Origin of the sequence: Fulvimarina pelagi HTCC2506 (assembly GCF_000153705.1) — a bacterium.
Classification (GTDB): domain Bacteria; phylum Pseudomonadota; class Alphaproteobacteria; order Rhizobiales; family Rhizobiaceae; genus Fulvimarina; species Fulvimarina pelagi.
Genome location: NZ_DS022273.1, coordinates 53,538 through 71,663, shown reverse-complemented (window position 1 = coordinate 71,663; position 18,126 = coordinate 53,538). Strand labels below are relative to the sequence as shown.

The 18,126-nt window shown below is 63.0% G+C and carries 14 protein-coding genes; 8 read left to right on the top strand and 6 right to left on the bottom strand.

The features are described from left to right. Positions 1 to 391 precede the first annotated feature (391 nt). The 8 genes from FP2506_RS17605 (at position 392) to FP2506_RS17570 (ending at position 12,564) form a co-directional block, all read left to right on the top strand. Positions 392 to 1,036 carry a hypothetical protein gene (locus tag FP2506_RS17605; protein ID WP_148227731.1) on the top strand — a complete coding sequence of 215 codons (645 nt, stop codon included), beginning with the start codon at positions 392 to 394 and terminating at the stop codon, positions 1,034 to 1,036. Then, entirely contained in the window at positions 1,033 to 2,928 is a 1,896-nt protein-coding gene (locus FP2506_RS17600; protein WP_007068971.1) for a relaxase/mobilization nuclease domain-containing protein, read from the top strand. The genes FP2506_RS17605 and FP2506_RS17600 overlap by 4 nt, the downstream gene beginning before the upstream one ends. Beyond that, a complete protein-coding gene (locus FP2506_RS17595) occupies positions 2,888 to 4,984 on the top strand; it encodes a type IV secretory system conjugative DNA transfer family protein (protein ID WP_007068970.1) in 2,097 nt (698 codons plus the stop codon). The genes FP2506_RS17600 and FP2506_RS17595 overlap by 41 nt, the downstream gene beginning before the upstream one ends. A 380-nt stretch (positions 4,985 to 5,364) precedes the next feature. Continuing rightward, on the top strand, positions 5,365 to 7,308 hold the full coding sequence (locus FP2506_RS17590) for a trehalose-phosphatase (RefSeq protein ID WP_007068969.1): 1,944 nt from the start codon (positions 5,365 to 5,367) through the stop codon (positions 7,306 to 7,308). Continuing rightward, a complete protein-coding gene (locus tag FP2506_RS17585) occupies positions 7,305 to 8,444 on the top strand; it encodes a phosphoribosyltransferase-like protein (RefSeq protein WP_007068968.1) in 1,140 nt (379 codons plus the stop codon). Before FP2506_RS17590 ends, FP2506_RS17585 begins: the two co-directional genes overlap by 4 nt. 10 nt (positions 8,445 to 8,454) lie before the next feature. Further along, entirely contained in the window at positions 8,455 to 10,362 is a 1,908-nt protein-coding gene (locus tag FP2506_RS17580; RefSeq protein WP_007068967.1) for a hypothetical protein, read from the top strand. 52 nt (positions 10,363 to 10,414) lie between these two features. Further along, positions 10,415 to 11,479, top strand: coding sequence for a hypothetical protein (locus FP2506_RS17575; RefSeq protein WP_007068966.1), 1,065 nt, complete (start codon positions 10,415 to 10,417; stop codon positions 11,477 to 11,479). Next, positions 11,410 to 12,564, top strand: a complete 1,155-nt coding sequence (locus FP2506_RS17570; RefSeq protein ID WP_341871899.1) for a PfkB family carbohydrate kinase — start codon at positions 11,410 to 11,412, stop codon at positions 12,562 to 12,564. Before FP2506_RS17575 ends, FP2506_RS17570 begins: the two co-directional genes overlap by 70 nt. A gap of 357 nt (positions 12,565 to 12,921) precedes the next feature. Here FP2506_RS17570 and FP2506_RS17565 read toward each other — a convergent pair whose 3' ends face one another. The 6 genes from FP2506_RS17565 to FP2506_RS17540 all read right to left on the bottom strand — a co-directional run bounded on the left by FP2506_RS17565 (position 12,922) and on the right by FP2506_RS17540 (position 17,990). Then, positions 12,922 to 13,938, bottom strand: coding sequence for a TrbL/VirB6 family protein (locus FP2506_RS17565; RefSeq protein WP_007068964.1), 1,017 nt, complete (start codon positions 13,936 to 13,938; stop codon positions 12,922 to 12,924). 136 nt (positions 13,939 to 14,074) lie between these two features. After that, positions 14,075 to 14,254, bottom strand: coding sequence for a hypothetical protein (locus FP2506_RS17560; RefSeq protein WP_007068963.1), 180 nt, complete (start codon positions 14,252 to 14,254; stop codon positions 14,075 to 14,077). Then, the gene (locus tag FP2506_RS17555) at positions 14,241 to 15,242 is read right to left on the bottom strand and encodes an ATPase, T2SS/T4P/T4SS family (RefSeq protein WP_007068962.1); all 1,002 of its coding nucleotides are present in this window, start codon (positions 15,240 to 15,242) and stop codon (positions 14,241 to 14,243) included. Before FP2506_RS17555 ends, FP2506_RS17560 begins: the two co-directional genes overlap by 14 nt. Beyond that, the gene (locus tag FP2506_RS17550) at positions 15,242 to 16,591 is read right to left on the bottom strand and encodes a TraB/TrbI/VirB10 family type IV secretion system protein (protein WP_007068961.1); all 1,350 of its coding nucleotides are present in this window, start codon (positions 16,589 to 16,591) and stop codon (positions 15,242 to 15,244) included. The genes FP2506_RS17555 and FP2506_RS17550 overlap by 1 nt, the downstream gene beginning before the upstream one ends. Then, the gene (locus tag FP2506_RS17545) at positions 16,588 to 17,313 is read right to left on the bottom strand and encodes a TrbG/VirB9 family P-type conjugative transfer protein (protein WP_007068960.1); all 726 of its coding nucleotides are present in this window, start codon (positions 17,311 to 17,313) and stop codon (positions 16,588 to 16,590) included. Before FP2506_RS17545 ends, FP2506_RS17550 begins: the two co-directional genes overlap by 4 nt. Then, a complete protein-coding gene (locus tag FP2506_RS17540; protein ID WP_007068959.1) occupies positions 17,313 to 17,990 on the bottom strand; it encodes a VirB8 family type IV secretion system protein in 678 nt (225 codons plus the stop codon). Before FP2506_RS17540 ends, FP2506_RS17545 begins: the two co-directional genes overlap by 1 nt. Between the last annotated feature and the right edge of the window lie 136 nt (positions 17,991 to 18,126).

The following is an 18,126-nucleotide window of genomic DNA, read 5'->3' as shown; positions in this document are numbered from 1 at the left end:
TCAGGCGTCCTGCAGCATCCGCCGTTTTACTCTTGGCTCTCCGCATCCGGCACCCTCCAGCATCTTCCTTTCAGTCGTCACTCGTCACTCGTCACTCAGCACGCCCCATCGAAATGCGGCAGCCAGCACTCTCCTTTCGGTATTTGGCACTTGGCAGCGTCCACGCGCCTTTCGGCATTTGCCTCTTTCCACTCGTCATCTGGCACCTTCCATTCGCCGTTCGCGCTTTGGCATCCGCCCTTTAGCATTCGTCATTCGGCAGTTTTCAGTTTTGCGGGATCGAGGTCACGGACGCCGTCGGAACGGTCGTTCAGGAGACTTCGCGGGTTGCTCCGGCTGACGTCATTCGTTTGGTTGCGGGGAGTGGATGAGATGATAGCAAGAAATAGGGGTGTTTACTTCACACGTGGCCCGTCATCCGAAACTCACCCGCACTCAGCGCTTCGCGATCGCGAAGGCGTTCAGAGAAGGGATCAGCGCGCAGGCGCTCAGCGAGCGCTATCGCGTCACGAAGCGGACGATCTATTACGCCGCGAAGGGCGAAGAGGACGCGAAGGTCGCCTCCGGCGCCCGCACCGAAATCGTCAACGTCCGCATGACCCGAGCCGAGGTCGACGCCTTCGACCGGGTACTCGAGCGCCACCGGATCGAACGGCGAGGGGAGGGGCTACGCTCACTGATCCATGCGGCGAACGGTCTCTTCGTCACCGATCAGGATCTGAAGGACCAGCTTCACGGCATGCGGGTCGCGCTCAATCGGGTCGGCAACAATGTCAGCCAGATCGCCAAACGGATGCATGAGGCCAATCTTCGTGCTCAGCAGCCGACCTTCGCCGATGGCGATCTGACCGAGATCCGCGAGCTTGCAGGCATGGTGACGGACTATGGCGACCAGCTTGCCCGCATGATCGAGCGCCGGCAATCGCACGTTGAGGTGCGATTGGAGGCGGCGCTGACGTTATCGCGCGACGGCAATGGTGACGGTCTTGACCGGTGTAGCGACGGCCAGGTGTTCGACGAAGGGGGCTCGCAATGAGCGGGGCGATGTCCGTGCGAACCTTAGGGCGTTCGCCTTCGTCGGCCTCTGCCGTCGCAGCGGTGACCGGTACGCTGTTCGAAGAGGGCTGGGGCCGGACGCGTGGTGCCGGCTATTACGCCCGGCGCCAGCAGCAGATGACGCGGGCGGCCAAGGGCCATTTTCCGGCGATCTTCAAGCCGGTGAGGAATGGCGGCTGCCGGACGCGGTCCGCGCTCATCGCTCAGCTGACATACCTCACGACAAAATCGACGCACATCATCGACAGCCGCAGCGTCTACGACGGAAAGTCCGAGCTGAACGCCGATCAGATCGCCAAGGTCGCGGATCGGTTCTCCGGCGCATGGAACGAGCGCTTCAGCCCGAAGCTCGGCCATACGACCCACATGATCATGGCGTTTCCGATCGGTACGAAGGGCGAGGACGTCCGGACCATCGTGAGCCGGATGGGCGAGCGCTTCTTCTCTCAGGAAGGCCGTCAGTTCGATTACCTGATCGCAGTCCACGAGGACCGTGCCCATCCGCACGCGCATATCGTCCTGAACCGGCGATCGCCGGACGGCGAGTTCTTCTATCTGAAGCGCGATCATCACTTCAATTACGACGCCTTCCGCGAGGCGATGGTCGAAGAGGCCGAGAAAGTCGGCGTGCGCCTGGAAGCGACCCGCCGCATCGACCGCGGCGTTCACAGCTACAAGCCGACGGTCCGCGAAGTCTACCATGCAAAGGACGAGGGCAGGGCGCCTGTCGAGCGTCAGCGGACCGGAGGCGATGCTGAGCGAGCCCGGGACGAGATCGGTCTCGTTGCATGGCTCTACCGCTCGCTGTCGAACGAAGCGACCCATGAGAACCGAACCCATGTCTCGGAAGCGCTTGGTCGAGCGGCCGAGCTTCTTTCAGGCGGGCAAACTCTCAAACCGGACGGAGCAATCACAATGTCCGAAACCCATTCTCTCGAAGAGCTTTCGAGCCGGTTCGCCGATCAGGCGACCCGCGCCGAGACGATGGCGGAAGCCATGGAGCCGGCTAAACGGGCCGCCTTCGAGCGCGAGCTTTCCGACATCTATGCCGGCATCGCGCATATGCAGCCGATCGGGCCGCAATCGCACAGGCTGAACGAGGTTCCGTCCGACGTGGGCGTCTATTCCGACACCAATATCGAACGCGACGCTCTCGCACGTCTGTCGGAGGTGGATGTCCGCGAGCGGGTCGAGACCGCGCTTGAAGGCACCGGCATCGATCCGGACCGGGTCATCGCTCGGATCGAGACCGGAGCGAACAGCGCGGCGCTAGAACGCCAGTGGCTCGCCGACGATTTTCGATCGATCGCGCGGACCGATCGGCTCGATCTTGAGCGAAACGATCATCGGGACATCGCCGCCGAGCGGTTGAACGACCTTCACGTCGAGCTGGGCGATGCGCTGCAGAGCGCTGGCATCCTGCGCAACGACGGAGCGAGCGAGGCGGCAGCCGTCACCGACGCGAACCTCGTCGCAGGCGAGCCGGCATCGTCGAGCGAGGAAGCGCGAACCTATGCCGACGAAAGTGACGCCGTCCTCCGTGACACACACGAAGCGATGCGGGTAAACAGCGCGTTGGATCCTTTTGACAACGAGGCTGACGGCGCCCGTTTTCGCGAGGCGATCGAAGAGCGTCTCGATGAGGAGCAGATCGCAACTTTGAAGCAGGGCGACGGCACCGTCCTGGCCGATCTTGCTGACGATCGCCTGGACCGGCTCTATCTCGCCAAGGCCTACCTTCAGTCCGATGCCGCGACCGCGAACGGCGGCGCAGCGCAGGATGTCATGCGCGAGATCGCCGAGACCGAAGTCGACCGGGCTCGCGAGCGCCATGGCGAAACCCACAACGAGCCGGGAACGCGACATGGGTAAGGGCATGGTCTCCGCCGCGATCGTTGCTCTCGGCGTCGTCGGTGCGGCGATCGGCGTGGTTCTGGCAACGATCTATCTGGCGCTCGCCGAACCTGCTCTTCCCGTCGATGCCGATCCGACGTTCATCCTGCGCAACTACGCCTGGCTTCACAGCGCTTGGCCAGACGCCTTCATCATCGTCAACCTGATCGTCGGCATCTCAGCGGTCGGGGGCATCATGGTGAGTGCCCTGCTCTCCGGCGACGCCCTCACGAAATACGGGCGGACCCATTGGCAGACCCGACGTGAAATGAAGCGGAGCGGCTTTTTCGGCCCTTTGGGAACCGGTTTCGTTCTCGGCAAAACGAACGTGCGCCTCGGCCCTTCGCAGCTGATCACCTCGACCCGCTTTCCGCATGCGCTTCTCGTCGCGCCGACGGGACGCGGCAAGACGGTCGGCTTCGTCATTCCGAACCTTCTCACCTTCAAGGGCAGCACGGTCGTCCTCGATGTGAAGGGAGAGAATTTCGCGGCGACGGCCCGACATCGAAAGGCGCAGGGCGACGATATCTTCCGTTTTGCGCCGACCGACTGGCGCTCCGGTCGCACCCATCGCTACAACCCGCTGAAGCGGATTTCCGAGATGGGCAACCCACACCGTCAGCAGATGGAGTTGCAGCTCCTCGCGACGCTCTTCCTCCAGGCCGACAGCGATCACGTGCGCGGGCTTCTAAAAGGCGGCATCGACATCTTCGTGGCTGCCGGCCTCCTCGCCTTTGAGCGCGGCGTCCCGACCCTCGGCGAGATCTTTAAGATCGCGGTCTCCGGCGGCGACAAGCAGAAGGAGTACAATCTCCGGGCTCAGGAGGTCCGGAACCACGCCGCCAAGCAGATCTTCGTCCGCATGGCTTCGACGAACAACGACACGCTGACCTCCTACATCTCGCTCCTGATGACGTCCGGACTCGACCAGTGGAGCAATCCAGCGATCGATGCCGCGACCGCCGTCTCCGACTTCGACTTCAGAACGATCCGGAAGAAGCCCTTCTCGGTTTATCTCGTCGTCGAGCCGCTGATGGTGAAGCCGCTCGCCTCGCTCATCCGGCTGTTCTTCTCCGATCTCATCGCCGCGCTTCAGGAAAACGAGCCTGGAAAGGATGAGCCATGGCCGGTGATGATCATGCTCGACGAGTTCAATCGCCTCGGAAAGATGCCGATAGTGACGGACTCGATCGAGACACTTCGCTCCTATAGCGGCCATCTCGCCATCGTCACCCAGAGTATTCCGGCGCTCGACGAGATTTACGGCGAGAACACGCGGCGAGCGCTCCAGAGCAATGCCGGTGTGAAGCTCTACCTGACGCCGTCGGACGAGAAGACGATCGAGGAGCTGACTAAGGCCGTCGGCACGACGACCAAGCGCGTCGTCACGAAGTCCCGATCGATCGGCGCCAATCCGTTCAAGGGCCGCAGTGCGTCTGAGCGCACCGAGGAGACTGCGCTTCTCACGGAAGACGACGCCCGGCGAATGTCGCTCGACGACATCGTCCTCGTCATCGACGCTCAGATGCCGATCCGGGCGAAGCGCGTGGAGCATTTTAAGGACAGGCCGTTCAGGCAGGTCCTTGCCGCGCAGAGCGGCGAGTATCCGTTGCCGGAGGCGAATAAAGAGCCGCTTGTCGAAGATGTAGCACGCAATGAGACCCACGAAAACGGCGCTCCACTAGAAGCAGACAGCGGCGAAGACGCGCCAATTCGTCCAATCCGACCGAGATCGAAATATCGAGCGAAAGGGCGGGCGCCTGAAACACGGTTAGCGGCAAGAGCTTCCATAGGAGGCGGTGGTTCGAAAGATTCCGGCATGGCCGATGCTATCGAAGGTGCCCAGCGCGTGCTTCGTGTTCCGAAGCGAAAGCGAGCCAAGATAATCGACGACCCTCAGGTGATCGAGGCCGGTAGCAGACCAAGACAGGTCGTCCGGACGCCCGTCGCGGAAAATGAAGACGATCGAGTTTCGCTCGAACTTGCGACGAGCAGCCTGCAGGATCTTCTGAACCGGGCGGAAGCAGAAGCTTGATCGAAATCCATACGGAAACGGCAGCTTTGCGCCCATTCCGGTCATTGGCTGCGAACTCCTCGGCGCCCGAAAGCGGACATCTACGAGGAACCCGAGCGACAGCCCATACCCTACGATGCTGGTCGTCGCCGGGGCGACTTGACGAGAACCAGAAGAGTCACCGCGCGCGAGAACAACACGGACCCCTTGACCCAGTGGACAACTGCTTCCCAAACAACGCCGGCTAGAGGCTGCGGCCTTGAATAAGTGCAGAATTTTCCGGTCAACATAGATACAACACGACGAATGGGCCCAGACTCAACTTGAGTCCTGTTCTTGTTTCGTTCATAGTCGCTGCTTAGGTCCGGCGCGTGAACCCGGACGGAGCTGTTGGGAGGATCATGGCGCGGCCATATACGAACGAGATGTCGAAACTGGGCGAGACGTTCGCCTGGGCGGCTACGGTCGATCTCAAGGCCCTGCGCCAAGCCGTCCGCTCCGCTGGTCTCTCTCCGCTCCGCGCCATCGGGTCAGGTGGCTCGCTTACGGCCGCTCATACGCTAGTTGCCCTGCATCAGCGCTTCACCGGACGGCTTGCTAACGTCGCAACGCCTTTGGAAGCCGCCGATGAGCCGCTCGACCCTAGTGTGGCAACATGGCTCGTCAGCGCGGGCGGCGGCAATGTCGACATCATGGCGGCGGCGAAGGCACTGATCCTACGCGAGCCTCGGCAGCTTGGCGTCCTGTGTGGCCGCGAGGACAGCCCGCTGGCCGAGCTCTGCCGCCAGCATCCGTTCGTTGATCTGCTGCTCTACCCTCCGCCGGCAGGCAAGGACGGTTTCCTAGCCACCAACTCACTCCTCGCATTTACGGCCGTCCTTACGCGCGCCTATGCTGGTGAATTCGGGGGCGATGCCGACTGGGACGACGCAACGGCGCATCTGGAGGCGCTGCTCGTGGAAGCCAGCGGGACCGTCACCGCTTGGGAGGCAGCGACGGCGCCGATCTGGGCACGTCCGACCACCCTTGTCCTGCACGGCCCGTCCACCCGGATCGGCGCTGTGGACCTCGAATCGAAATTCACCGAAGCGGCCATCGGCAACTTGCAAGTCGCGGACTACCGTAATTTCGCCCACGGCCGTCATCATTGGCTCGCCAAGCGCGGGGAGGCGAGCGGCGTGCTCGCGTTCGTCACCGAGGCGGATCGGGTCCTCGCGGAGCGAACGCTCGAGCTCATTCCAGCAGACATCCCCCAAGCACGCATTGAGCTCGCCGGGGGGGCGAGCGCTTGTGCGCTTGCCTCGCTGGTTGCGGCGTTGCGGATGACGGGGTGGGCCGGGTTCACGCGGGGCATTGATCCAGGCCGCCCAGGCGTGCCCGAGTTCGGGCGCAAGCTCTACAACCTTGCCCTGCCCAGGCCGCGCCGCAAGGCGGCGCCAGGTCGCCTGACCCCGCGCCAGGTTGCTGCGATCGCGCGGAAGTCCGGCGCGGAGCCCAGCGATCTAGCGGCTTCCGGCGAGCTTGACCGCTGGCGCGAGGCGCTCATGGAGTTCGAGCGTCGGCTGGCCGAGGCGCGCTTCGCCGGGATCGTGCTCGACTACGACGGCACCGTGGTCGACACGCGCCATCGGTTCGAAACCGCCTCAAAGGGCATGATCACCGAACTCGCTCGCCTTGCAGATGCAGGCGCGAAGATCGCCGTGGCGACAGGACGTGGCCGATCTGTGCGGCACGACCTACAGAAGACGCTTCCTCGCTCCCTGTGGCCTAAGATCCTGATCGGTTACTATAACGGCGCCGAGGTGGCCTCGCTCGACGACGACGAAGCCCCTGACGGGACAGCAACCCCCTGCGCCGCCCTCCTGCCGCTTGCCGAAGCGCTGCGTCGTCAACCGGAACTCACCGAGTGCGCGCGCCAGGAGGATCGTCCTTTCCAGATCACGCTGGAGGCGACCCGCGTGATGCCGGAGAGCCGTCTCTGGGACCTGGCTCGCCAAGTCATTCTCATGGCGGGCGCCGAAGGGGTCAGCGTGACGCGCTCCAGCCATTCGGTGGATATCGTCGCGGCAGGCGTCTCCAAGCTGAACGTCATTCGTCGATTACGTGAGTCGGTTGGTGACGGGCCGATCCTCGCAATCGGCGACCGCGGCCGCTGGCCGGGCAACGACTACGAGCTTCTACGCGAGCCGTTCGCGCTGAGTGTCGACGAGATCAGCATCGACCCGGCGACCTGCTGGCACTTAGGCGAGCCAGGGCAGCGAGGCCCGTCCGTTACCTTCGGCTATCTGACCGAGCTCGAGGAGGAAGGCGGACGGCTGCGGTTCGCCCAAGGATCGTTTCGATGAACCAGGACCTCGCTCTCAAGATCCTCGGCCAGATCATGAACTGGAACGACGACCGCGCCCGCCAAGAGTTCCAGTGGCTCAGGCTCATGGCGCGCCTGAAGTACGACGGCTATCGCGATTTTCAGGCCGGCATGCGGTTCATCGAGAGCCTGGCTACCTGGCTCCAGCAGTTCGAGCCGCACGAGCGGGAGACCGCCTACGCGTTTGTGCGCCACACGCTCGTCTACCTCGGCGCCGGCGAGATGCAGCGGCTAGTCGATCAGTTCTACCCTCGGACGGTTCGCGACCGCCTGGTCCGTACGGTTGCCGCTGAACGCGGCATGCCGCCCTACCGCGTTCTCGCCGATCCGGACGCCCGCGCGGCCGTTGAACGTCTGCGTCGCCAGACCTTGTTCATGGGTCTCAGCGACGGAGCGCGGATTGACACTATCCGCCACGCCAACGCCGGCCTGCTCAACAACGAGCAGCTCGTCCAGGGCACGCAGGTCGACACGGAGAAATGGAGGGACCTTCTCGACAATCTCCGCAGCGAACTGGTCGACCCTGAGGCGCGCTTCCGCCTTGTTTACCTCGTCGATGATTTCGCCGGCACGGGCACATCTTTCGTGCGATATGACGAGAAGAAGGAGAAGTGGAAGGGCAAGCTCCTCCGCTTCAGAGACTCGGTCCTGAATGCGATGGAGGCGCTCGAAGGGGACGCGCTGTTCGAGGACTGCTGGGAGCTCTGCATCCACCATTATGTCGCGTCGTCGGCGGCGGCTCAGGCGATCGAGGATCGTTTGGCCAGGACCGCCGAGGTCTTCGACGCGGGTTGGGCTCGCGCCATGCACGCCTCCTTCGGCATGGTCCTGCCGCCCGACCTGCCGATCGACGTGGTGCCCGGCCGTTACGACGACTTCCTGAAGCTCACCCAGTCCTATTACGACCCAAAGATTCGGACGAAGCACACAGACGTCGGCGGCGCGACTCACCTCGGGCTCGGATACGGCGCATGCGCGCTTCCGCTCGTGCTCGACCACAACACGCCGAACAACGCGGTCGCCCTGCTGTGGGCGGAGACCGACGGCGGCGATCGTGAAGGCGTCGACGCGCCAGCTATGCGTCCGCTCTTCCGGCGGCGCCAGCGGCACGCGTAGGGGACGCAGCATGGCCAACCCTTTCGAAAAGCGTGCGACTGAGTATCTCCGAGACGACGAGGCCTTTCTCGCTGTCGTCACCCCCGAGCCCCTCGCCACCTTTTTCCAGAAACCCGCCAAGGAGGAACGGCTCTACGACCGCTTGGCAATGATCATTGGCACGCCCGGCAGCGGCAAGACCACTTTGGCGCGCCTCTTTCAGTACACGACGTTGCGAACGCTGCTGCGTAACCGCGGCATGACGAGCTACAAGCCTTTGATCGACACGCTCACCGCCTGTGGGGCGATTGTTGACGAGCGACCGACGCTTGTCGGCGGGCGGCTTCCGCTCGAGGCGGAGTACCGGGAGTTCTGGGAGTTCCCGTATCCCAACGACCTCAAGACGGGTCTGATGATCGCGCTGCTCCAGGCCCGCACCGTGCTGGCCTGGCTGCGCAACATTCAAGCCTCGGGCGTGCCGCTCGAGCGCGTGGAGATCGTCCCGCGCTCGGACGCCGACGCCGCGCTGACCGCCATCGGCGGCACCGCCGGTCCGGCTCTGCTCGTCCGCGCCCGGGAGGTTGAGTTCGCCATTTACCAGATCTCGGCCGCGCTGGTGCCTCCAGATGTTGAGGACATCGACCGCGAGGCGGCGGCGGTCTACCGCCCGTTCGATGTGATCGAGGCGTTCCGGATAGCCGACGGCGAGGAGGTGCTCGAACTCCGGCCGCTGGTCATCTTCGACGATGCGCATAGCCTGCATCCCACCCAACTCGCCGCCCTCCGCCGTTGGCTCGCTCGGCGCGAGCTGAAGGTGGCGCGCTGGGTGCTGACCCGCCTGGACGCGCTGACGCCCGGCGACGTGCTGCTGGACCGTGCGGCGGACACCGAGGAACCGGGTCTGAAACAGGCGCGCGAGATCACCGACATCTGGATGCAGAGTGGTGAGGAGCGAGGCAACCAGCGCCGGGCCTTCCGCAAAATGGCGAAGGACATGGCCGGGCGGTACCTGAGCCAGATGGAGGTCTTCAACAGGCGCCGCCTGCACAGTCTAGGCGACCTCCTGTCCACGTCCTCTGAGGTGGTCGCACTTGGGAAGCGCGCTAAGCTCGCCGAGCACGTCGACGCGCTGCAACGCCGATATGGGGTGTCAGCGGAGCGGCGGCGGAGTCTGGAGAAAGAGGTCGATAATTATCTTGCCACCGCCGAGGAGAACGGTGATGATCTGCGGCTCGGCATGCTCGAGGTTCTGCTCGAGCGTTATGCCAAACGCATCCCGCAACGCGGCTTGTTCGACGACGCCGACGACGACGCCGAACCCAGCCGCCCGTTGACCGCGGACGCAGGGGTCGCTGATGGCGCGAGGATCCACCTCCTGCACAGGTACGATCGGCCCTACTTCTTCGGCATCGACACGCTGTGCGACGCGAGTTCCGAGAACGCCGAGCAGTTTCTCCAGCTGGCCGCGCGGCTCGTCTTGCAATCGGAAACGCAGCTGATCCGGCGAGGCAAGGACGCCATGCTGGCGAGCGGCGTGCAGAACAAACTGCTTCGTGAGCGGGCGAGCGAAATGGTTCGCGAATGGGATTTCCCTCAGTTCCAGCTCGTTCGACGCCTCGCTGACGGACTTGCGGCCGAATGTTTGGCAAAAAGTTTGGAAGGGAATGCGTCCCTCGGCGGCGGCGCCACCGCGTTCGGCATCCTTCAAGAGGAGTTCGACGCCATTCCCGAGACTCACCCTCATCTTGCGAGGGTTCTGAAGTTCGGGGTGGCTTACAATGCCTTTGTTCTCGTACCCAACCATGGCACCAAGAAGCGGCTTTGGTGTAAGATCGAACTCGGCGGCGTCCTGCTTCTCCACCACGGGCTAACGCTAAGGCGCGGCGGCTTCCTCGAGCGGCGGACCGACGATCTCGTCCGCCTGCTTGGCGAGGCCTGAGGTGACCCGCCTGTCCCGCTGGGATCCGTGTGTCGCTCACCGCGGACGAGAGGTGGATGGCTTCCTCGCCGACTACTTCGCCCAGGAGGATCGCCGAACCCTCTTGGTGGCCGGCGCCGGCTTCGATCCGCGCTCGCGCGCCGTCGCTTCACGGCTCTCCGCGATCAGTACTTCTGTTCGGGCCCTTCTATTCCAGGAGAACCGACCGAACCCACCTCAGGATCACATCGATCGAGCGGGCGTCAACACGACGGCGCTGCTGGCGGCCGTTCCAGAGCGGGAGATCGTGCCGGTCGAGATCTTCGGTTCCGACGGCGCTGTCATCGGCGGCCGCAACATCATCGCGATCCTTAATCGGCAGTCCTTCGAAGACTTGACCGACATCGTAGTCGACGTCAGCGCCCTGTCAGTGGGTATGAGCTTTCCGATCATCCGGTACTTTGTCGAGCGGATCGGCCGCGGCAGGGGACCGGCCAACCTGCATGTCTTCGTCGCGCACGATCCGCGACTCGACGCCAACATCCGTTCGATCCCCAGTGATGCGCCGGGCTATGTTCATGGCTTCAAGGGCGGCTCAACGCTGTTCGCCGCAGCCGGGGCGGCGCGGCTATGGCTTCCGCAACTCGCGAGCGGACGGAGGGGCGCGCTCGGACGGTTGTACGACTTCATCGAGCCGCACGACACCTGCCCCATCCTCCCCTTCCCAGCGAGCGACCCGCGCCTCGGCGACGCCCTTGCTGCGGAGTACATGATCGAGCTGGAGAGCACTTGGTCGGTGGACACGCGCAACATCGTTTACGCCGATGAAAGCGACCCGGTGGATCTTTATCGCACGATCCTGCGGCTGGATGACTTGCGTCAGCCGGTTTTCAACGAAACAGGTGGCTCAATGCTAGTCCTGTCGCCGCTCGGCAGCAAGGTGATGGCGCTTGGAGCGTTGATGGCGGCCTTGGAGCGGGATTTGCCCGTTGCTCACCTCGAGCCTATTGGATACGAGATGGAAGCAACGGTTCCGGCGCAGATCGTCGAACCAAATCTTATTCATATATGGTTAGATGGCGAAGCCTATCCTCAGCTCCGACCGCCGTTGCTGACCGAAGGGAGGACGGTACCATGACTTCTGTCGCCCAGCCTAAGATTTTTGGTGCAGGCTTAATCGCGCTCGATTTGGTCATCGGACCTGATCCCGCCACACCCGTACGATCCTGGGCTGGGGGAACTTGCGGTAACGTACTATCGATAATGGCTTATCTCGGCTGGGACGCTTACCCAATCGCACGCATGAACGGCGACCCGGCGTCCGATCGAGTGCGTTCCGACATGGCCCGCTGGGGCGTTCACCTAGATTGGGCGAACTGCGCACCAACGACCCATACACCAATCATTGTTCAGGAGATCCGCCGTGGCCGGGATGGCCGGCCGAGACACCGTTTCTCTTGGGCCTGTCCGCATTGCGGAGAGTGGCTGCCCTCCTTCAAAGCAGTCACGGTAAGCGCGGTTGAGGCGATCAAGCCCGCTTTAGCTGGAGCTTCGGTCTTCTTCCTAGATCGCCTTTCGCGTGCGACCCTGACATTGGCAGCGGAGGCCTCCGCCCGCGGCGCGGTTGTGGTTTTCGAGCCCTCAGGCAAATCCAATGACAAGCTCATGGCCGAGGCGATCGCTCTTGCTCACGTTGTCAAGTATGCCGACGAGCGGTTAGCAGGCGTCGACGGCGTGATGGCAGAAGGGTCGGCCACACTAGTCGAGGTTCAAACGCTCGGAGAGCAGGGGTTAAACTATCGTCATCGGCTCGACGACTCTGTTTCCGATTGGACGAGATTGAGCGCTATTCCCGCCGTCCGGCTCACAGATACCTGTGGGTCGGGAGATTGGTGCACGGCAGGTCTCATAGCGGGTGCGGCCGCTGGAGGACAGGGCGGATTGCGCCGGATCGGTGCGGGCGGGGTGAAGTCGGCGCTTCGATATGGGCAGGCGCTCGCAGCGTGGAATTGTGGGTTCGAAGGCGCGCGAGGAGGCATGTACGCTGTTGAACCTGGAAAATTCGCGGTCCAGATTTCTCAGATGATGGAAGGGCAACTCGAATACCTTGTGGCAGAACCGGTCGAGGTTGATCCTGCTCAGCCGATCGGGTGTCCCGCGTGCCCTCCGACTTTAGCCGGGCCTCGCGCGACCCGAAACGGACGGTCGAAGCGCGCCGCGTGATCTGCGCTTCAGTCCTAAGATCGTCGAAAAACCAAGCCTTTGGCCGATCCTTGTTTGTCGAGGATGAACGTTGCGGCAGCGGTAGCCAATACGGACTCAGAAAAATGTGGGCACGATCGGCAATGAGTACGCCGGAGCGCACTCGGCGTAAGGCAAGTACAAGTCCACGAGTTTCAAGATCGGCTCCGGGACCTTTGAGATTGTTCGCCGAATCTTGGGTCGCGTCGCTTCCCGTAAAACCGAGGCCGAGTGAGGGAACGGCCGCTCATCTGGTAACCAGCCCAGAACCGGACAGGCCGCTTTCGGCCCTTTCATAAATTCGCCTGTCCGTATCGCATCAGTCGCGGGTGGTTTCCGCTATTTTCCAGCCGCCGCGATCCGGCGCGATCGGTCCACCATCCGCTGAACCTGAGTTCCGGCTCCGACGACAGTGGCGCGCGTAAAGGCGCCGGCGAGTTCTGGTCCAGTGCGGGCTCCAAGATGCTTACGCCGTTCGGATCCTTGCGTTTTTGCGAGACCGGCACCGAAACGCATGGCTCCATCCCCCATCGGGACCATGGCCGGCATAACGACGTTGCCGGAGATACTCCGGACGATGAACGGCGTCGATAGTATGAAGCCTTTCGCCATCAGGATCAGCATGAAGAGCGGCAGTATCTGGCCGATCGTCGAGGTGTTCTCCGGATCTCCAAGGGAAGCGATGAGGGAGTTGCCGACGCCGATGATCGTCGCGAACATTCCGGCGACGACGACCGGATAGAGCGCGAAGGAGATCGTTCCGGAAAGCCAGCGCAGGAAATAGTCCTTCGTCACCTCGAACAGTGTCAGGAAGATCATGATCGGCGCGAGGGATATCATGAGGGTTACGACGAGCCGCGAGAAGATGAGAATGAATGCGGCAATGCCGCCGAGGAGGCTGACGAGAAGCACGCCGACGATATCGAGCATCGCGCCGGCGAACCAGTTGGCTTCCTGACTGGTTGCGTCGAGGGCTTCTGTCAACGTTTCGAGGAGCTCGTCGAATTCTTCGGCGAAGGTGCCAGATGGGCCTGGTTCGCCGCCGCCGACCGAGGCGACGAGCGAACCGGCGACGGTATCTATGCCGTTCAAGAGCGCCGAGGAAAACGCGTCGAACTGAGCCCAACTCTGCGCGAAGATCGCAATCAGGACCATCTTTACGCAGAGCCAAAATGTCTGCCGGCCATCGAGCGAGCGCCATTGGAAGACGAGGTTGATGGCGACGAAGATAAGGACGATCGTGCAGGCCAGCGAGCCGAGCGTTCCGACCGTCGCAGCAAGCGCCCCGAACTGGGTCTCGGCGGCGTCAGCGAGATAGCCGTCCGTCGTTTCGACGAAGTAGGTAACGACTGACATCGGTAGGACCTTCTCTATAGCTGCTTTCAGTCTGGTTCACGAGCCGAGCAAGACCTGAATGGAAAGGCCTTCCGGCTTCGTAGGAATTCGCAAATCCGACGGTGTCGATTGATTGTAATGAGAAGATCAGTTCGGATCAGGCTGGCGTTGTGGCCAACGGGCGCTTGAAGAAAAGCATGAGGTTCAGTGTGGCGTACGACTCCTCAACGCAGACGAGCTCCCAACCCGCCTCGCCAAGTCGTCCCAAGGTGTCGTCCAGCAGCTTCTGTGCCCGGTCCGCCTTTATCGTTTCGACCCGATGCTCAAACTTCGTCATGATCGACACCACCCTTTACATTCGCAGCTGGCAGATAGAATTCGGTGATGCCGCGCGCGCCCTCGGAGCGTCCGGTCTGGATGACGACGTCGATCGAGCTTTCGATGTAGCGATGGATGTCGGCATAGGTCATCGGCAGCTCGGCTTTGAGGGCTGCGATGGTGAGGCGTTGGATGGCGAGCTGCGGCGTTTCGGCGTGGAGGGTCGTCATCGAGCCGCCATGGCCGGTGTTGATCGCTTCGAGGAAGGTCAAGGCCTCGCGTCCGCGGACCTCGCCGAGAACGATCCGATCGGGGCGCATGCGAAGCGTTGCGGTCAGGAGAGCATCGGCGGAAAGCGCCGGAACCTCGCGGTTCGAGATCAGCGCAACGGCGTTCGGTTGAGCGGGCAGGAGTTCGGCGGCTTCCTCGATGGTGACGATCCGCTCGTCTTCGGGCACGAAGGAAAGGATCTTGCGTGCAGCGACGGTCTTGCCGGTCGAGGTGCCGCCGGCGACGATCAGGTTGAGTTTGTGCTCGACGCAGAAGCGCAGGCACTGCGTGATGTCGCCGATTTCGACGAGCGTGCGTAGCTCTCGTGTCCGGGTACGCCGGCGTTCTTCGAGGCTGCGCTCTTCGCCATAGAGGAACTTCAAGTCGACCGCGTCGAGAGAGAGCCGCGGGAAAAAGCGTAGCGCGATCGATGCGCCTTCGATGACGACAGGCGGAACCATGACCTGCGCGCGGACCGGACGGCCGCGATAGGTGATGCTGACGGAGACGATCGGTTTCGCCTTGCTCATGGTGACATGAGCTGCGGAAGCGATCTGATTGCCGAAGTCCTTTGCCTGGGTTTCGGTGAGACGCGTTTCTAGCGGGCGCATGAAATGATCGCCCTGGAACTCGCCCCAGACACGCCCGTCCGGATTGATCGCAAGCTCAATGACGTCATCCCGCTGTGCTGCCTCGATCCGATCGATCGAACTTTCGAGATAGCCTGACGCCGGCATCAGAAGATTTCCAGATCGCGATCGACCATCACGGTGATCGCAGAGCCTTGCGGGACCCGGATCGTCGGTTCGATCGAAAGGCTTTCGTCTATCGTGTCCCGCGTCGAACCGCCGAAATCTCCTCCGACATCCTCGACAGTGTCCGCGACATCCGGGTCCGTCAGGCTTGCGGTCGCAAGCGACGGACCGGCGCTGACGATCGACAGGAGCGCCGCCGAGCCGAAGCGCTCGAGGAAGTGCTTGTCGACGTCCCCGGTGACGCCAGCGCGTCCAAGCTGATCGCCGCCATAGGCACTAATCTGAACGCTCTGGTTCGAGGGCAGGATGATCCGATCCCACCCGATGGTAACGCGCTCCTGCGCCAGATCGATATCGGATTGGTAGCGCCCGACGAGGCGCGAACCACGCGGGATCAGGACGCGTGAGCCGTCGAAGGCGTGGATGTTTTCCGAGACGATCGCGCGGATATCGCCGGGGAGCGAGCTGTCGAGCGCGGTTTCGAGAGAGGCCTGGATGAGCGTTCCCTGCGGGACGGTGTGCGATGGATTGGCGATCACATCGGCCTGAGTGACCTTGGCATTCGCCGCGCCGCTTCTGACGAAGGCGGCGTCGCGGGAGAGACGTTGATCTTCGCCATAGCTTTCCGATCCCACTGAGCCGCCGCCGAAGGCGATCATGTCGCTGGCATCGCGCGCATCCTGAAACGCGGCTTCTTCCTGCCGTCGTCGTTCGAGCTCGGCGAGACGGATGTCTTCTTCTGACGGACCCGTCTGCGTCGGTCCGGACTGGAGCTGCGCCATTTCCAGTTCGGAGGAAAGGCGGCGCAGCTGACGGTCGCGTTCGTCAAGCCGGCGCTGCAGTTCTTCCTGCGCCTCGGCGCTTTCAGCCCGCAGATTGTCGAGCTGGGCGACGAGATCGGCGATCGCCGCATCTTGTTCGCTGGTGTCCGGCACCGGCTTAGGCGCATTCCTCAGGCGATCGAGCTCGGACTTGAGGCTGGCGATCTCGGTCATCAGCGCAGGATCGACCGTTGGTATTTCGGTTTCGACTATGTCGGGCGCCGGCTCCGACTGGATGACAGGCTCTGGGATATCGAGAGAACCAAAACCTTCGCCGGCGGGCTGAAACTCCGCTGGCGCGCTGGTCGCCATCGGCTCTTCGGCCTCTTCCAGCGTCGAAAAGACCGCGAGACCGCCGACGATGACGAGGCTGGCTGTCACGCCGATCGCGGCGATCGGCGACATCCGGGCCGATCCTGTTCGGCTCGTTTCTCTCCTGCCCGCTTCGAGCGCCTTCAGGCGTTCGTCGAGGCTCTCGGTTGCGCTGCACTGATCGTCGACTTCACTCATCCGACCGCTCCCGCCACTAAGGCCTGAGGTAGCGCCTGGATACAAATGACCTGATCGCCAAGGCGCAGAACCCAGCGCCCGCTTACGCCGGAAACGCGTACCACGTCCTGCTCGGTCGCAAGGGCGTTGACGGACCGCTCGCCATTACCGGAAACGCGGAAGATTGCAGGGATCGGCGCGTTCTTTGGAAACTGGAAATAGGTGAAGGTTCCGTCGTCCCAGACCGCGCTCGGCGTGATCTCGGACGAGTCGCTGGCGCCGTAGCTGTAATTTGGAGCACGCTGGGCTACGGCGTTCTGCGGCTTGGCGTCCGCGTTCGGATAGGAGAAACGGACGACGTAATGCGGATGCGCTGCTTCCCTCACACTGAAGTAGTAGCTGCGCCGATTGGTGTAGACGGTGATGTTGGTGGAGACGCCGCGCGCCGCCGGCTTGATGGCGAAGGCGCGCCCGCCCGGAACGCCGTCGAGCTGAAAACCTTCGGTATCGCCGGCGATGATCGAGCGGATGGTCTCACCTTCGCCGAACTCGACGCTGGTGACGCGTGTCATCGCCACGTGGATGCGGTAGACCTCACCGTCGCGATAGGTCGCCTCGCGCACCCGCTCGTCATAGCGGCCGCTGGCCGGACGGGACTCTCCAGAAGCGGGCTGCGCCCCGAAGATCGTGACAACCGTCAGGAACAGCGGCAAGAGAGGCCGGAGCAATTGGGATCGTGGCATCAGGCGTCTCCACCATTCTTAGCTTCGGACGCGTCGGGCTCCTTTCGATCGGAGGTCACGCCGTATTCGACAACGGTGAAGCCGAAGGGGTTCTGCCAGACATCGTCGATGGTCCGGCTCGTCTCAGGCCGGAATTCGAAGAGCAGGTTCGCGGTGAACTGGCCAGTCCTGCTGCCGCGCTGTGACGAAAGATGTTTTCGGTACCGCACCTGGGCGCGGTTGTTCGTCAGAAGCTGGATCGAGCCGACCTCGACTTCGAGCCGCGCGTCCGTGCCATAATTCGTCGGAGGGTAGGCCTCGTGACCGCTGGTCCAGAGCGCGCGAAGCGAGGCATCGGCGTTGCCGTCCGACATCGACAGGACGCGCCGGATGCGCAGATCGTTGTCGAGCTGGTTGTAGGTCTCGCGCGCCGTCACATAGCGGAAGACCTGCGCCTGGATGACGGCGGGCCGCTCCAAGATCGACACCGCCTCAACAGACGCATTCGGAAGCGCGACGCCGGTCTCGGAATCGAAGGGCACGACGACAGGTGGCGGATCGACGTCGAGAACGGCGACGCTCGCGGCAGCGAGACATCCGACAACGCCGAAGGCGAGCCCGGTGAATGCCAGGGTCTGCCAGAGCTGCTCGCGCCGCCGCGCGCCATAGACCAGCTCTTCTTCGAGATATTCATTCATGCCATCTGTTCCGTCGTTATGGCGGTCGGTCTCGCATGCGTAGGAAAGGGCCGCCCTTGCGATCCCGCTCGCGGTCGCAATCGCCTTCGTCGTCGCACGCTCGGCTGCCTATACTTGCCTGATCACCCGACGTTCG

Coding starts and splice junctions, on each gene's coding strand:
- FP2506_RS17570 (WP_341871899.1), top strand. CDS start 11,410: ATGGTTAGATGGCGAAGCCTATCCTCAGCTCCGACCGCCGTTGCTGAC.
- FP2506_RS17555 (WP_007068962.1), bottom strand. CDS start 15,242: ATGCCGGCGTCAGGCTATCTCGAAAGTTCGATCGATCGGATCGAGGCA.
- FP2506_RS17590 (WP_007068969.1), top strand. CDS start 5,365: ATGGCGCGGCCATATACGAACGAGATGTCGAAACTGGGCGAGACGTTC.
- FP2506_RS17595 (WP_007068970.1), top strand. CDS start 2,888: ATGGCGAAACCCACAACGAGCCGGGAACGCGACATGGGTAAGGGCATG.
- FP2506_RS17600 (WP_007068971.1), top strand. CDS start 1,033: ATGAGCGGGGCGATGTCCGTGCGAACCTTAGGGCGTTCGCCTTCGTCG.
- FP2506_RS17565 (WP_007068964.1), bottom strand. CDS start 13,938: ATGTCAGTCGTTACCTACTTCGTCGAAACGACGGACGGCTATCTCGCT.
- FP2506_RS17580 (WP_007068967.1), top strand. CDS start 8,455: ATGGCCAACCCTTTCGAAAAGCGTGCGACTGAGTATCTCCGAGACGAC.
- FP2506_RS17550 (WP_007068961.1), bottom strand. CDS start 16,591: ATGAGTGAAGTCGACGATCAGTGCAGCGCAACCGAGAGCCTCGACGAA.
- FP2506_RS17585 (WP_007068968.1), top strand. CDS start 7,305: ATGAACCAGGACCTCGCTCTCAAGATCCTCGGCCAGATCATGAACTGG.
- FP2506_RS17560 (WP_007068963.1), bottom strand. CDS start 14,254: ATGACGAAGTTTGAGCATCGGGTCGAAACGATAAAGGCGGACCGGGCA.
- FP2506_RS17540 (WP_007068959.1), bottom strand. CDS start 17,990: ATGAATGAATATCTCGAAGAAGAGCTGGTCTATGGCGCGCGGCGGCGC.
- FP2506_RS17545 (WP_007068960.1), bottom strand. CDS start 17,313: ATGCCACGATCCCAATTGCTCCGGCCTCTCTTGCCGCTGTTCCTGACG.